This window comes from Corynebacterium sp. EPI-003-04-2554_SCH2473622 (assembly GCF_001665955.1).
Taxonomy (GTDB): domain Bacteria; phylum Actinomycetota; class Actinomycetes; order Mycobacteriales; family Mycobacteriaceae; genus Corynebacterium; species Corynebacterium pseudodiphtheriticum.
Genome location: NZ_LZMN01000008.1, coordinates 25,930 through 42,272, shown reverse-complemented (window position 1 = coordinate 42,272; position 16,343 = coordinate 25,930). Strand labels below are relative to the sequence as shown.

At 56.3% G+C, this 16,343-nt stretch carries 10 protein-coding genes; all 10 read right to left on the bottom strand.

Annotated features, from left to right (window positions below):
• Positions 1-103: 103 nt before the first annotated feature.
• The 10 genes from A5774_RS00810 to A5774_RS00765 all read right to left on the bottom strand — a co-directional run bounded on the left by A5774_RS00810 (position 104) and on the right by A5774_RS00765 (position 16,318).
• Entirely contained in the window at positions 104-1,591 is a 1,488-nt protein-coding gene (locus A5774_RS00810) for a choice-of-anchor M domain-containing protein (protein ID WP_064833030.1), read from the bottom strand.
• Between the two features lie 105 nt (positions 1,592-1,696).
• Positions 1,697-2,587 (bottom strand): anchored repeat-type ABC transporter permease subunit, encoded by an 891-nt coding sequence (locus A5774_RS00805; protein ID WP_021353342.1) that lies wholly within the window; start codon positions 2,585-2,587, stop codon positions 1,697-1,699.
• A complete protein-coding gene (locus A5774_RS00800) occupies positions 2,580-3,314 on the bottom strand; it encodes an anchored repeat-type ABC transporter ATP-binding subunit (protein WP_064833029.1) in 735 nt (244 codons plus the stop codon). The genes A5774_RS00805 and A5774_RS00800 overlap by 8 nt, the downstream gene beginning before the upstream one ends.
• A 2-nt stretch (positions 3,315-3,316) precedes the next feature.
• On the bottom strand, positions 3,317-4,228 hold the full coding sequence (locus A5774_RS00795) for a choice-of-anchor M domain-containing protein (protein ID WP_064833028.1): 912 nt from the start codon (positions 4,226-4,228) through the stop codon (positions 3,317-3,319).
• 15 nt (positions 4,229-4,243) lie between these two features.
• On the bottom strand, positions 4,244-5,839 hold the full coding sequence (locus tag A5774_RS00790; protein WP_021353345.1) for an anchored repeat ABC transporter, substrate-binding protein: 1,596 nt from the start codon (positions 5,837-5,839) through the stop codon (positions 4,244-4,246).
• A gap of 31 nt (positions 5,840-5,870) precedes the next feature.
• Complete coding sequence (locus tag A5774_RS00785) at positions 5,871-7,787, bottom strand: TIGR03773 family transporter-associated surface protein (RefSeq protein WP_082936028.1); 1,917 nt, start codon at positions 7,785-7,787, stop codon at positions 5,871-5,873.
• Positions 7,788-7,793: 6 nt separating this feature from the next.
• Positions 7,794-10,469: a choice-of-anchor M domain-containing protein gene (locus A5774_RS00780; RefSeq protein WP_064833027.1), complete on the bottom strand. Its 2,676-nt coding sequence runs from the start codon at positions 10,467-10,469 to the stop codon at positions 7,794-7,796.
• A gap of 161 nt (positions 10,470-10,630) precedes the next feature.
• Positions 10,631-13,465, bottom strand: coding sequence for a choice-of-anchor M domain-containing protein (locus A5774_RS00775; RefSeq protein ID WP_064833026.1), 2,835 nt, complete (start codon positions 13,463-13,465; stop codon positions 10,631-10,633).
• A gap of 262 nt (positions 13,466-13,727) precedes the next feature.
• Positions 13,728-15,395, bottom strand: a complete 1,668-nt coding sequence (locus A5774_RS00770; protein WP_064833025.1) for a hypothetical protein — start codon at positions 15,393-15,395, stop codon at positions 13,728-13,730.
• On the bottom strand, positions 15,392-16,318 hold the full coding sequence (locus A5774_RS00765) for an ABC transporter ATP-binding protein (protein ID WP_064833024.1): 927 nt from the start codon (positions 16,316-16,318) through the stop codon (positions 15,392-15,394). Before A5774_RS00765 ends, A5774_RS00770 begins: the two co-directional genes overlap by 4 nt.
• Between the last annotated feature and the right edge of the window lie 25 nt (positions 16,319-16,343).

Here is a 16,343-nt window from a genome sequence, read left to right as displayed (position 1 = left end):
ATCCCTGATTTAGCTCCCAGGTTTAGGCCTCGGGTTTAGACAGGAATCTTTGTGCTCCCACCGGTTACTTCCGGGCCCAGCAAGCTACTCGCCTCCCAACAACTTATTTGTTGCGGGAACGCTGCCACATCACAACATAAATACCGATGCCCAACGCGAAGGCGAATACCCCCAAACCAAGAATCAGGCCGGAGAAGAAGCTCATCGACGACGAGGTCGGCTTGTAGTTCGCGCTCGTGGCACCACGCTGTGCAGCACCATCAGCACTGGCGAATGCATCACCCTGACCATCGACACCTGATAGGTTTGCGCCTTCAGCACCTTCTACCGGAGCTGCTTCCAGGCCCGGAGCTGCCCCGGAACCACCAGCACTTGGTGCCGGGGCTGGAGCTGGCGCTGGAGCTGGGGCTGGAGCCTTGGCAGGAACTATTGCGGCACTCGAACCACCAGTGTTCGCCCCACCACTACGCGGTGCAGGAGCAGGTGCTGGGGCTGCTCCTCCACCAGCGTTCGGTGCAGCCTGAGCTGGCTTCGGTCCCCCACCGGCTGGGGCCGGTTTAGCGTCCCCGTTAGCACCCGGCTGACCTGGTTTCGCTGGAGCTGGTTTATTACCAGCGTTTGGCGCTCCCGGTGCACCCGGCGCGCCTGGCTTCCCGGAAGCATTCGGCTTCGGCGCTTTCTTGTCGTCTTCCTTGGTGAAAGGCGCAACGAGTTTACGCACCGACTTCTCAATGCCCGAGATCGCCTTTTCCGTCTGGCTGATTTCTTTTTCCATCGCGGTTAAGTGGTCACCAAAGGTCTTAGGTTTCCCGCTGGTACCCTTGCTCTTCGAACCAGAATTAGTGCCGGTGCTCGTTGATCCGCGATCAGCACAGTCGTAGTCGCCAACCAGGAACATCACGTCCAAGGTCTTAGTTCCGCCGCGTGGCAACTTGAATTCAAATCCCACCTCATACACACCGGCTTTTTCAAACACGAATCCGGTGTGCACGTGCGTGTTATACGGGATCGGCCAGGCGTCGTCCGCATCGTCGGAATCCAGCACAATTTTGTTGCTGCCGAAACCTTCCGGAAGCCAACCAATCATCCGACCAGGGCCCTGCTTCAGGTTCAGGTTCATCGACACTGATTCACCTTCCACCAGGTGGTCACCCAGATACATCGTGGAAAAACCAAGCCATGGAACGTTGGGTAACTGCGTTTGTGGCAGGTACCAGCCTTCGTCGGGAAGCCCGCTGATGCCCAGAGCATCGAGTTTCACATGCTGGTCATTGGAGACCTCAACTACGCTGCGCCCAGACCCATAGGACAACGACTCGCCGGAGGAATCATCAATCAGTGCAGGTTCTAATCCGTTTCCCGAAAGAACCGTCATGTCCTGGTGGCCGTGCGTGATCTTGTGATCCGGCGTCCAACCTTCCGACGCGGTGCAGATTTCGTGGATTTGGGCGCTTGCCGACGGCGCCAACATTCCAGCGCCCAGGCCAGCCGTCGCCAAGCCGATGGTCAAACCCAAGCTCAAGGATGTCTTCGAGAACGGGCGCGGGCTGCGCGAACGGCGAATACGGTGCACACTGTTCGTGGATTTCATGGTTCCTCCCAAGGAAGTTAGAAATAAAATTTCGTAATTTTTAATTTTTGTGAATTAGCTGACTGGTTTAGCTAGCTGGTTGGCTATTCATGTTGATTAGTCGTTTTAGCTGGCTGTCTGTCTGCTCACCCGCGCTGCTCTGCTGGTCTGCAGGGTTCTTATCGACGGCATCAATGCCCAAACCACCAAGAACCAGACCGAAAGGAGCAGCACGATGCTGGCGCCAGCCGGAAGATCGAATGCCCAGGCAATATAAAGCCCAAAGAAGCTTCCCAGCGCGCCGAAGGTTGCCGAAAGCACCATCATCGTGGTCAAGTTTGCGGTGATCAGGCGGGCGGTGGCCGGTGGCGCGATCAGCAGCGCGAGCACCAGGATGTTACCGACGGTACCCACCGAGATCACTACCGCCGCGGTGACAGCCAGGTAGAGCACGATGTCCATCAGCAGCACCGGAATGTTCATGGCACGCGCGGTTTCGCGGTCCAGGCAGGTCACGTTCAATTGTGGGCCAATGACGACGATCGTCGCCAAGACCAGTACGGATACCGCCAGGGCTAACCACACATCAGTGCTGGAAACACCAGTGAGCGAGCCGAAGAGGAAGCTGCTCAGCGAGGCAGTATACCCCTCAGTGCGGGAGATGATCACCATGCCCACCGCGAAGGAAGCAGCGAAGAAAATACCAATCACGGAATCCTCGCGGACGTTTTGCCGCTGCGAGAACAACGCAATCAGGATCGCAACCACCGCACCGGCCACCGCACCACCCAGCAGTACGGAAACCTGCAGGGCGAACGCGATGGTCAGGCCCGGAAACACAGCATGGGAAACCGCATCACCGATAAAGGCCATACCGCGCAACACGACATAGCAGCCGACGACGGCGCAGGTAATCGCAGCAATCACGGAAATCGCCACTGCACGCGCCAGAAAATCCAGCTGCGGGTTCGCGAGATCCATCAGGAATTCCGGAAAGGAAATCACAGAATTAGGCATTAGCCCCCACCCCAATCGCAGATAGCAGCGGCGAGCTTGGTGCGACGGCGAAGGTCTCGGACCAGATCTGTGGGTTCGCGCGGATCTCGTCGGCAGGCCCATCGGCCATAATCCCCTTGTTAAACAACACCACGCGGTGGCAAGTATGCACGGCTTCAGCCAGATTGTGGCTGGACATCACGATGCTCGTGCCCTGTGAACTCAAGTGCGCAAACAAATCTAATAGCCCCTCCGTATTCGGCGCATCCAGCCCCGTGAATGGTTCATCCAAAAACAACACCTCCGGGCGGGTAGCCAAAGCGCGCGCCAACAACACGCGCTGCCGCTGCCCACCGGAAAGCTCCGCAATTGGTCGCTGAGCTAGATCCTGCAAGTTCGTCAGCTCAAGTGCAGCTTCCACTGCATCGTGATCCTCAGCGCCTGGACGACGAAACCAACCGATCAAACCGGTGCGCCCAGAAAGCACAGTTTTGCGAACGTTCCAGGGAAACTCCCAGGCGACGTCGTGCCGCTGCGGCACATAGCCAATCGAAGCATTAACCTGCACATTCCCAGATTTCACCGGGACCAACCCCAAAATGGAGCGCATAAACGTGGTTTTTCCTGCACCATTTGGCCCGAGCAGGCCGATGAATTCACCGGAAGCGATCTCGATTGCGGCATCGCTAATTACCTGGCGCCCGCCCAGGAAAACTTGCAGCTTGTCGACGGAAATAAGCGGGTGCATGTTTATTTCTTCTTTCCGCGACTAATGACGCCAACTGCTACCAGCACAACTACGATGCCGATGCCACCGACCAGCAACCAAGAAATGTGGAAGCCACCAGAGCCGGTGGAGGCATTTTCCCAGTCAAAGACTGCATTGTGTGCCTCGGCAGGGTCGGTCCCTTCGCCAACCGCGAAGGTCACGGCTTCTTGTGCAGAAAGTTCTTGGCCATCGTTAGTAGTAGCAGAAATCTGCAGACCAATTTGATGCACACCTGGGTCAGTAAACGTCCAGTTCGCGTGGGTGTGGGTGTGTAGTTCTACAAAAAAGTCGTCAGCTTTGCCAGCAGCCGTCGACCAGAGCACATCGGGGGCTTCGAAACCACCGTTTTGTAGGAATAATGCAAATTCACCCGGACCGGAATGTCCCGCAAAATCCATGGTCACACCGTTTTGTACGTTATCTGTCAGAGCTGGGGACTGGGTATTCCAACCCAACCACGGCACATCCACGATTTCAGTTTGTGGCACCACATAAGCTGGTTCATTCGCACCGGCGCCGACGAAAGAGAAATCATCGTTATCGGGCAGAGTCTGCACCGAGTTTTCGCGCAGCTGGAAGACAATGTCGTCTAAGTGCCGCCACACTGGTGGATGGTTCCGATCATCGCGGGCAAAAATTTCTAATTCGCCGTCGATCACCATCGCACCGATATCAACGTGCCCGGATTCGATGACCACTTTTTCGCCTTCCGGAGCGATTGCTTCATCGCCGCTCACCACCTGCGAGAGATCGCTTCCCTGCGCTGTTGCTGCTGGTTGGGTCGCCGGGAAAAACCCAGTAGCGATACTGGTGGCTGCAGCGAGTGCTACGCCAAAAGCACGAGCGCGCAGTGCGGCTTTGCGGGAAGTTTGCACCGAAGTTTTCTGTGACATGAGAGTTCCTTTTCGTTATTTCGAATCTGTACTGGTGTGAGGGGTTGGTTGGGGCGGGTTGTTGGCCAAACATCGGTTGATTTCATTCGCGTTAAAACGCATCAGATCTAAATACGTCGGCACATCCTTGTCCAAGGTGTCACCGTAGATCGTGCACACCTGTGCCCCAGCCCGGCGCGCGGTTTCTTCCAATGTAGAAGTGGAGGCAGCAGAGTTCGGCTCGACGAATACCGCCGGAATATCCAAGTTGTCCAGCGTGCGTTGCAGAGCAATCACATCGCGTGGGGAAGGCTCGATCGAGGCATTCGGGGTAACAAAACCTGCGATATTAATGCCGTAGCCCTGCTCAAGGTAGGTGTAGCCATGGTGCGTAGTGACCAGGTGGCGACGGTGTTCCGGGATGGCGTCGTAGGCTGCGTGCAGTTGCTCGTCGACAAGCTGGACCTGGTGGTTATATTCCTCGGCGCGCTGCTGGTAGCGGTGGCCGTTCGACGGGTCGGCTTGTGCCAGTTTTTCCGCAATAACCTCGACGTAAGCTCGAGCATTGCGGGTGTTGTGCCAGAGATGGGGATCAATTTCACCGTGGAGGTGTTTGCCCAGCACTGCTTGCGGCAGCAAGTAGGTTTCTGCGCCTGGCCGGCCCAGGAAGCGATAGGCCGGGTCCGGGGGAATGGCTTGCAGCGTCGACGACGGGATCGCGAGCACGGTGGTTTCCGGATCAAAGTGGGCGTCGTGGTCTTTTAAACTGATGGTGCCGTTCGCTAGATCTGCGGTGATATCGACGTGACCGGAATCGATAACGTGGGCGCCTTCTTCCGGGTTTACGCCGACGGCAACAGTGATGGTTTGTTCCTGTGTTGCCTCGGTACCCGGCTGCCCTTGGGCCGCGAAACTAAGCTTGTAGGTACCGGGTTCGCTAAATGCCCAGGACACGTGCGTGTGGGCATTTGCGGGAAGATCAATGCCGGAATCCGACGGGAAGATCTGTTCCGGGGTGCCGAACGTCGAAACGATATAGGCGGCTACATCGCCTGGGCCCTGCGCATCAGTCATGCGGAATTTCACTGAGTTAGATTGCTCCGCGCCTTGGACGCGCAAACCCAACCAAACCGCATCCAGGGCCACGTTTTCCACCAACGGGATCAACTCTGCACCGTAGGACGGCGAAAGGTCAGCCACTTCGACGACTTCCCCCGAAGTGGATTGCCGTAGCGTCTCCGCGAGCGCAGGTGGCTCCAGCAACAGACCATTGGCAAAGGCCAGATCCGCGTAGGCGACCTCACGTACAGTGCGCAAGGTCGGTTCGAAATCGTGCGGGTCTTTGCCTGCCGGAATCAATGTGGTTACCTGTGCGTCCTCGCCAGCGACGTGCGAAACCAGGTCCGCGAGAATAGGCGTGGTGGCCACAACCTGCAGGCGGTGCTGGTGCGGTTCATTCTGCGCTGCGCCCACCGTGCGCGTAGTCTCGTTTGCCCCGCTGAAAGCATAGGCACCACCTGCAGTCACCGTGATCGCCAAAGCTGCAGCCAAGCCCAAGCCCAGTTTTTTGCTACCAGACCACCGCGCAACGCCAGTGCGCTGCGCGGATATGGAGGTGCGGCGGTGTTTCATACTCAATCTTTCTACAAGCTGGTTTGCGGTACTACACCTGCGGGATCATCGCGGTCTGCGGTGCTTGTGGTGGCTGTGGTGATTGCGGTGGTTTCGGACCATCCGTTCCAGGCCCTCCAGAACCATCGCCGGGGTCGTCGGTGTTTTCTGCAGAGTTTTCTGCAGATTTAGCCTTTTTCACGGCATAATGTGCTGCCGCGATGCCAAGGAACAATAGCCCCAGACCAAGCACGATCGCAGCGATATTAAACAACTTTGAATCCTGCCCGGCGAATCCGGCACCAAAACCACCGGCTGCTAGCGGAGTGCCGTCGGCAGCCAAGCCCTGCGCGGCGAGTTCTTCTTCGCTGAGCCCCTGGCCAGCAGCCGCGTCTCCACCTGCACCACCGGCAGCGCCGGCTGCTCCTCCACCGGCAACTCCACCGCCGGCACATTCGCCACCTTCTGGGTTCACTACCGCACCCAGGTCGAAGTGGCCGTCACTAAAAGCTCCGCCAGGGTTATTGCCCCCAACCACGAAGTTGATCGTCGCGTTGCCAGAAACTTTTTTGCCGTTGTTCAGTTGCGCGGACTGGGTGATGTTGACCTGGTAATGTCCCGGCGCGCCGAAAACCCAGTTCGGGTGCACGTGCGTGTTGCGCGGGATGGCTTTGCTGCCCTGGTATCCGCCACCAGCCGCGCGGAACCATTCTTCACCTACGATCTGCCCCAATTGGCCTTGTGAGTACACGGTCATTGGGCCTGGTCCGCTAAACCCAGTAATATCCCAGCGCACGCTGGATGCCAGGTGTTCGTGCATCGATTCGTGTTGCGTATTGGCACCCAGCCACGGAACACCGGCAACCTGCGTGGCTCCGATCATCCAAGCTTTACCCTGTGGCACCGTGCCCACGTTGCTGGGTAGGTTTACCTCGGCATTCGACGACAAGTAGAACGTCGCGCCTTGTGCAGGACGCCATTGTGCCGGGCTGGTGGTGTCGTCTTTGATCTGCGGCTGTAGGCCCGGGGTGCATTGTGCGTTTCCGGCACCGGAATTGCTTGCCGACGACGAACCGCCGGATGATCCAGCCGGTGGCGCTGCCTTCGGTGCTGGGCCTGGGCGTGCCCCACCAGCACGTGGGCCTGGGGCAGTTCCCCCGCCACCCTGCGGAGCTGGAACTGCAGGGTGGTTGCCTGCGTGGCCTGCCCCGCTGTTGTGTCCACCACCATGGCCACCTGCTTGGCCTCCACTGGGTGCAGCAGGCGCTGGTGCATCGCCGGATTCCCCGCCAACCTGCCAGGTATAAGTCACCGCGTTACTGGATTGCCCATTGGCACTGGCATACACCGTCATCTGGTAGGTACCCGGGTGGGTGAATGCCCAGTTGATGTGCTTATGCGCTGGGTATGGCTGGTTGATCACAGAACCGGTACGCAGGTTATATGAGCCATCATCGGTGACAGATTTGATACCACCGAAACCTTCGGTTTCGAAAATATAGACTTCGCCGGGGCCGGAAACCTCTTGGAAGTTGAAATCGATGGATTGGTAGCCGTCGGCTGCAACCGGCTGGGTATCCCAGCCCGGCCAGATCACCTCATGGTTTTGTGACTGTGGCAGGAAGTACGTCGCTTGGCCGATGCCATCGACACCTGCGGTAGCTTCCGACCAGGCAGCATCGCTGACGTGCAGGACGACGTCGTCGCCAGGTCGTTGTACTCCGCCACCAGTGATGTCTTCTTTCATCGACAACGAGAGTTCGCCACCATGTGAGGTCACGTAGAAGACGTCAACGTGCCCACGGTCAAAAGTTTGGGCCATGGCGCGTGGAGCAAACGCGGCTACCCAACACAGCACTAAGGCAGCAAGCAACGCGGTGGCTTTTTGTACCGGCTGCGATGAGACCGGTCGTGCCGACGCTGGTCGAGCCACGTCCTGCCTAGGTGACTGGATTTTCAGTGCGGTCATGAAGGATTACTTTCCGGGAAAATTTGGCATTTTTGAAGTAAAGAAGTTGGCGATTTGCGGCTGCAATTCCGTCAACAGAGCGACCATGCGGGCAATGAACACAATGCCCAGAACTGGTGCTAGCAAGTGAACCGGATTGAAGTTAGAGAAGAAGCCCTTTGGTGACGAGCTGCCTGGTGTGGACTGCTTGTCTGGATCCTTCGGAGATTCTGGCTTCTTGCCGCTTTCCGGGGCACCTGGCTTCTCGGGTTTTTCTGGGGTTTCAGGTTTGCCTGGGGTGCCTGGCTGGCTTGGCAGATTTGGTTTGCTCGGCTGGTTCGGGTTGCTCGGTTGATTCGGTTGCTCAGGCTGGTCCGGTTGATCAGGCTTCGGTGCCGGAGCGGTCTTGCACGTCTCCAATGCCTCTTCCCCAACGGTGACGACGAGCTCGTGGCTATCAGACTTCAATTCTGTGCCATCTTTCGTCTTGCCGCTGTAACTGGCGTCAAAGGTGTAGATTCCCGGATGAGAGAAAGCCCAGTGCACATGGGTGTGCGCCGAGTAATGAGATTCAATCGAATAATCCTGTTTGGTGGAGTCGGCAAGAATCTCATGATCGCCTCCGAAAGACCCCTTATCGATGAACACACCCCAACTGGAGTTTTCCGGTGTTTCACGTGGAACTAGGTTCAGAGATACTGGGCCGTCGAATTCGTCCTGCACCGGAATAGCTTCGGTGTTGTACCCCGGCCACAAGACGGCTTTGTCCTGAGCCTGCGGCAAATAGTAAAACTCACTGCCTTTCTCGCCAATGAAGTTATACTTTTCGTCGCTCAATTGCTCCGGGCGCTTCCGTTTCGCATTGTCCCGGATAACAAAAGCGACATCCTCCAAGGAACGTTCCACAGATTTATCTGCCGCCAGCCGCGTATCATCTTTCAACGCAATATCAAGGCCATCTTTAGTGCGCTTACCCAGAATGTCGACGTGACCGCGGTTGAGAAGGATCTTGTCTTCACAAACTGGGTGCCCAGCCTGCTCATCACTGCCCTGCTGCTCGTTGTTCTTTGGCGGTTCCTGCTGTTCTGCGCCTGGGTTTTGTGCACCCGAGTTATCGGTACCGCTATCGCCTTGGCCTGGTCTTTGTAGCTCAGGCTCTAGCGAGCCATCGATCTCACCCAAGCGGAAGGTCGCCTCGGCACTAGTTCCAACATTGAATTTGTCTGTGACAATTCCGGATGCAGCCTTACGGCCAAATCCAGCATGTGGAATGACATCGATTTTTAGGAGCGCATTGTCCGGTAGGTACTCTTCTCCAAACCGGAGCGTTCCTTTGCCGTCCTGAAAAGTGCCCGCCAATTCCCGGTCTGCGGTACCTTTTTCTAACCAAGCTTCATTTTCATAAATTCCACCCGTAATCAGCCCCTGTAGTTTCGGGTCTTTCGCCTCGACGACGATTTCTCCGACCCCATTAGCCCCGGGGACGTATTTCACGGTGACCTCATCATTCGTGACCGCAGTATTCGGTGCCGGGAAGTTGAAGGTCCGCAGGTTATTGCCCTTGGGCAGTTGCTCCGCATGATTTTCCGAGGTGGTTTCTACCCCAGCCTGGCCTGCGGAATATGCTAACGGTGCAGAAATCCAGTGCGCAGAAGTTTCATCATCCGGGGTGAACACCGCTTGGATATTGGATTCTTGGGCGCTCAACAATTCATCCCAGGAGGCTTTACCGTTTTCAACCTCAAGGTCGGTCAAAAAGTATCCGTCGACAAATAACGTCACGGTGCCAGAAAGCTCCGGGTTTCCGGCATCGAACGAGATGGTGGAAAGTTTATCGTCACCGTCGACAGTCGGGTCCGCTTTTTTCGCAACGCTTAAACGATAATTGGCCTCTGCAAGATTTGCTGTGCGCGCCTGATTGTAGCGTTCCTGTAAAGGCTTCGTGGCCTCTGATTTTGGCTGCTGGCCGCCCGCCTGAATCACCATGGTTCGTGGTTCGGAGGCCACATAAGTGCCGTCTTTGCGCAGACCGCTGGTCTGAAACTTCAGCTCATATCGTCCGGGTTTAGTAAATACGGTTCCGATGTGGTTGTGCTCGCCGGGCTCAATCGAAATGGAACGTGGCGACGATGCGCTAGTACCCAAAAGACGCAGGACATCGATCGCTTGCCCGGACCGGTACTGCAGTTGCTCTACCTCGCCTGGGCCATCCACCGACAAAAGATCCAGCGATACCCGGCCGTTCAGCATATCGTCGACGTTTAAGTCTTTTTCTGCACCATAACCAAGCCATGCTGGGTCTTGTCGGCCTCCCAATGGCGTTTCTGGCGAATACACGTAGGTGTCGCCTGGGGTGCCTAAATAGCTCAGGCGCTCATTATCAGCCACGGTGAACTGATACTGCTGCTTCTTATCAGCGCCGTCACTGTTATAGCCTTTTCCAATCCATACCGCAGACTCTGAGAACTTGTGTGCTCCCTCGTTATTATGTGCGTACAGGTCAAACACCCCGGCTTCATCCCGCACGGTATACGGCGCATCAATGTGTTCTCTGGTGAGAATCTTTTTGCCGTCATCTGGGCCAGCGGTTGCTGCTGGCAACCCAGCAAAAGTAGTGCTGAGGGCCGCGGTAACTGCAACCGCTAATCGGATATTGCGACTACGCCGCCCTGTCGCGCGCGAGCGACGAAGCTGTGGGGCCATGACTCATAAGCCTTTCTTTATTAAAAATGAATCCGCTTTTCAGGAGTGGTGTCAAAATACCGTAACTGAAAGCAGTTTGCAACAAGGCTTAAGGTTGCCGTGTGTCATACAGAAATTATGAAGAAAGGCCCAATACGTGGAGAAAGCGTTTCAGCTCTTCACTACTTTCCCCACTTCGGAAGCCCTGGGATGCCCTGTGCAAAGAAGTTTGCAACCTGCGGCTGCAATTCGAAGAACAGCGCAACCATCCGCGCGATGAACACAATGCCCAACACTGGTGCTAGCAGGTGCACTGGGTTGAAATTCGAGAAGAAGTTTTGCGGTGACCAACCGCCTGGCTTGGATTGGTTGCCCGGCTTCTTCGGAGCTTCCGGCTTCTCTGGTTTCTTCGGGGTTTCCGGTTGCTTTGGTGGTTGCGGCTTTTCCGGCTGGCTCGGCTTCGGATCTTTCGGAGTCTCCGGATCTTTCGGAGCTTCCGGCTCACCGGGCTTTGGCGCCTGCGGCTTTGGCTCACCCTCAGGTTTTCCAGGTGCGGGTTCATCCGAACCGTTTTCTGGCTTGTTTTCCTGCCCTGCCCCTGGCTTTGGTGCGGTGCAGGTCTCCTTTGCATCCTTGCCTACCGTAATGACAAACTCCTGACTTTCGGACTTCACCTCACGACCGTCTTTACCTTTCGCACTGTAATTAGCATCGAAGATATAGACACCCGGCTTGGAAAATCCCCAATGGATGTGAGTGTGCGAGGCAAAGCTCGACTCAATCGAATGATCATTCTTGGTTGAATCAGACAAGACCGTTGGCGCCTCTCCCAATCGTCCGTCGATAAATGTTCCCCAGGTTGCGCCTTCCGGCACATCACGCGGCTGCAGATTGAGCGAGACGTCCCCATCAATCTTGTTAAAATCAATCGCTTCAGTGTTATAACCTGGCCAAATCACACCGGGACGCTGTGTTTGTGGCAAATGGTAAAAACCGTCATCCTGCTTGCCGAGGAAGTCAAACTCCGCACCCTGGTGGGCTGCCCGTCGAGTCTCCTTGGTATTATCACCCACCACCAAAGCAACCTCGTTCAGCGCACGCTCCACGCTCTTCTTGTCAATCAGGCGGGTATCATCTTTCAGACTAATATCAAACCCATCGGCGTTGTGCTTCGCCAAGATATCAACATGTCCCCGGTCCAATAATTTCTTACCGACGCATACCCCGCGCCCTTGCTGTGAAGGAGTCTGACCTTCTGGCACTCCTGGATTCTCTGGCGCCCCCGGTGCCTCCGGCGTTTCCGGAGACTCAGATGGCTTTTCTGCAGGCGGCTGCTGTCCAGCATCATCGGAAGCACCTGGCACGCTTTCCGGTACTCCGGGGGATTCACCAAAATGCACGGTACCTTCGTAAGAGTTACCGCGGATAAACTTTTCAGTAATTGCCCCGCGAGCATTAGCTAGCCCATAACCAGGGTGTGGAATAACGTTCATGAACAGCACGCCTTCACGTGGTGCATACGTCTTATCGATCGTCACAAAGCCTTTGCCATTAACGATAGCGCCTTCTAATGGTAAGTCAGCATAACCACCTTCCGTATCTTTCATCGTGCTATAGACTCCACCAGTAAACGCACCTTGGAAAGTCGGGTCCTTGGCTTCTACGTAATACGTGTCGGTTAGCCCATCACCGGAGACATAACGTACGTCAACATCTTTGCTGGTCAACTGGGTACCCGGTTCTGGAGTTCGCAGATCCCGCTTATTATTACCCTTCGGCAAAGCATCCGCATGCTGTGCACTGGTGGTTTCTTTCGACTCGCCAGCAGAATACGGTAGCGGTGCAGAAATCCACCGCGGAGCCGCTCCTGCAGCAGCCGCAGCACCCTCACCAGCGCCCTGAACAGTGGATTCACCAGTGGCCACAGTATCCGGGGTGAAAACAGCCTGAATATTCGACTGCTTCGGGCTCAACAGCTCATCCCAGGTTGCCTTGCCGTTTTCCACGGCAAGGTCCGTTAAGAAATATCCGTCGACGAACAAAGTGACAGTACCATTCAGGCCTTCCTTACCCGCATCGAAGGTGATCGTCGAAAGTTTATCGTCCCCACCCGCCTTCGGCTCGGATTTCGGAGCAATCGTAAGCCGGTAATTTGCTGCCGCAGCATCTCCTTGTGGAGCTTTTTTAAAACGATCTTCCAATGACTCGGTTGGGGTATCCAGTGGCCGCTGTCCACCAACCTGAATTACCTGGGTGCGTGGCTCTGAAGTGATGAATTTGCCGTCGTTGGTACGCGAGCTCACACGATAGGTCAACTCATACCGGCCCGGCTTAGTAAACAGTGTGTTTAAGTGCGTGTGCTCAGCAGGTTTAATCGAGATAGAATGCGAAGAGGATTGCGTTGTGCCAACCACGCGTGCAAGATTGAAAACGTCGTTGGGGTTGTAATTGTACTGTTCCATGTCCCCAGGGCCGTCGATGCCGATCAAATCCAGCGCGACCCGACCATTTTGCACGTTGCTGACGTCGAGGCCACTCTCAGCACCAAACCCGTACCAAATCGGCTTGTGGTTGCTGCCGGTTGCACCACTGGGTGCTTGCACGTAGGTCTCGCCAGGCTCGCCAATAAAAGCAAAATCGCCGTTATCGGGCAACGTAATTTGATATTTCGGCTTGGTTTTCGCTTCATCATCCCAACCTTTACCAATCCACAGGGCAGAATCAGCAAAAGCTGCGGTTGTGGCCTCATAGTCACCATCGACAATCTGATTGTATTTAGTACGCGCATCAAACTGCCCATCTTTACTCACCACATAAGGCGAATCAATGTGGCGTTCGGTCAAAATGAGTTTGCCATCATCAGGGCCTGCCGAAGCTGCCGGGAGACCAGCAAACGCGGTGCTCAACGCCGCGGTTACTGCCACCGCTAGACGGATCCGCGAACGACGCGATCCAGGCACCGTAAAACGTCGCCCCTGTGCGCGCACGTAGGCACGCGAGAAATCTGAAGTTTTCACTAATAAAACCTTTCTTATTGAAACCCATTCCCAATGAGTTTAGTTAAAAATAACCTACCTGAAAATAGGTTGCAACAAGGCTGGTTTTCCTGCTTAACCCATGCTCATTCACCACTAAAAACCTGTGCATGCCCCCAGCAAAAAGCCACGACATGCGGCAAAACAAAACCGGGCCCATCACCTCCGTGATCAGCCCGGTCACCCGAAAAATCGTGCTGTAGAAAGCTGCTGTGCTGTAGAAAGCTGCTATCCCCGCGCAGATTTAATAAAAATTCCGCACCTTAGCAAAAACTTCCGGCCACCGCTTTTCCAAACGCTTCGCGGCCGCAGCATGCCCCAGCCAAAGCCCAGCCAGCGCAACAAGCACACTCAGAGCAACGCCAGCCCAGAACAGCGTCGGCAAGCCAGACAACTGTGTGACACCACCATCACCGAGGTTCATGCCAACAATCATCATGATGATCCCGGGCGCGAGCGGTAACCACACCATCAGCACAGATACCAGCATCATGATCAGCGCTCCAACGGAAAAACCCGATTTATCCTTCATCGGGTTGGTGCCCGGCGCGGAAACCTGAAATGGATTCCACACTGCCAACAGCGCCGCCAACCCCGCATTCAGCAGCACCGCCGAGCCCGCGATCACCGCGAGCACCACCACAGTGGTCAGCTCTGTACCCAGCATCGCCAAAACTACCAGGTATATCACCAAGGTCGGCAGAGTCAGCAGCAACACTGCCTGCGTGCGTGCCCACAATAACGTGCGCGGCGCCAGTCCAGCGCTCATGTGCACCCAGTTCGACGGCCCGTCATAGCCCAACGCATTCGAGGTCATACCCGCTGCAAATAACACGAAAAACAGCACCGCGACATAGGCCATACCAGACTGACCATTAGTCGCTCCCAGTGCCAGCACCATCACCAAAAACAGTGGCATGACCATCAGGCTGTAGGTAAAGCGAATATCGCGGCGCCAATACCGCAAGGTCAGAGAGAACACTGCCCCGCTTGCCGACGCCCGCACCCCCGGCAACAAGACACTTCCTGCCTCAGACCCGGTGGCTGCCGCCCCGGAATCGCCGGTCACGGTCTGCGCATTACGCCGCAGCGCCCAGCGCCACATGCGCCACGCCACCGCTACCGTCACTGCTGCTATTGCTGCCTGTACCAGCGCGGTTACCCAGTGAGCCTGCAGCACTGCGACCGCCACACCTGGTGCCGCACCAAACGGAGTCCATGCCACAAGTCCCAGCAAGGTATCCCACGGCAGCGAAAATTCCGAACTGCCATTGACAACAACGTTGAAACCGAAGATCGCCACGATGAAGCCCAAGGCGCTAGCCATCGCAGCTTTCTCACTGTTCTTGCGGTTTCCTACGCTTCCCAGCAACTTTGCCAAGGCTTCCCCACCAGCAACCGTAATCACCAGTGAAACCAGCACAGCCGGTATCCACACCGCAATGCCCCATCCACTGCCGTGCTGCACCAAGCCAACGGCACCAAGCACGATCATCACCAACGAGTTAAAAATCGCCAGCACGCCCCGCACCGTCAACAGTGAGGTCGCCGCCGCGCCCCGTAACATCACTGTTTCCGTGAGCGGCAGCACCGCCAGCCGTGCAGGATCAACTTGGTTCTCTCCGGCCGGCATGAACAACGCCGCCAGCCAGTAGCCCACCGTGCCCGCCGCCAGGCTATAGATCATGGGCATGAAATCACCATAAGCGGCTCCCAGCACCGTAAATGCGCCGAGGCCAACCAGCCCCAGGAAAGAATAGAACGCGACTATTATGGCGATGAAAATTTGCGAAGTATTCGTACTGAAATGCCGCTTCCACAACTTCCAGTGCAAGCTAGTAAATACTCGTAGCGACGGTTGCGCTGCTGTCTTCGTCGCTGCTGTGTGGGTGATTGGTGCTGTGCGGGTCACTGCTGCGCCTCCTTATTGCTATCGGAGGCGTCGTCGGCACTAGAGCTCTTCTGTCCCGCACCAGCCAGCCACTCCAGTGAACCTTCCGCCAGATGACGCCCACCGACCAGTTCCACAAAACGCTCGCTCAAGCTAGAACCAGCACGCACCTCATCCAACGTGCCGTCGGCAAGCACCTGGTTCTTGCCGATCACCGCGACGTGATCACACAACGCTTCCACGGTTTCCATCACGTGCGAAGACATAATCACCGTGCCGGAGCTGGCAACATAGGCTTGCAAAATCTCCCGGATGGTGGTCGCAGAAACCGGATCAACGGCTTCAAAAGGCTCGTCGAGAATCAGAATGTCCGGGCGGTGCAACAGTGCCCCGGCCAGCAGGATCTTTTTGGTCATGCCTGCGGAATAATCGACGATCAACTTGCTGGAAGAATCAGCCAGGTCCAACGCATCCAGCAACTCACGAGAGCGCTGCGCCACCGTGGGCTCATCGATGCCACGCAAAAGGCCCAGGTAATGCAAGTATTCCTGTCCGGATAGACGATCAAAAACGGGCAAGCCGTCGGCAAGCAGCCCGTAAGCGGCTTTCGCAGCATTGGCCTCCGCCGTACTACCCCACACGTTATGCCCGCACACCAACGCGGTGCCGGTATCGGGGCGCAGCAGGCCAGTAGCCATCAACACGGTGGTAGTTTTACCCGAGCCATTCGGGCCGACGAGGCCGTAAAAGCTACCGCGCGGAACCCGAAGGTTAATATCCCGCACGACGACCTTGTCGCCGTAGGACTTACCCAAACCTTGCAGCTGGAGCGCAGCATGTGGGTGTGGCTCAGCTCCAGATCGCAGGTGAGAAGCAGATGATTCAGATTGCACAGAAGAACGCCCACCGGAGGCAGGACTGGAGGACACCATTGGGTCAACCATGATTAGGCTACGCTTTCTACTTGAG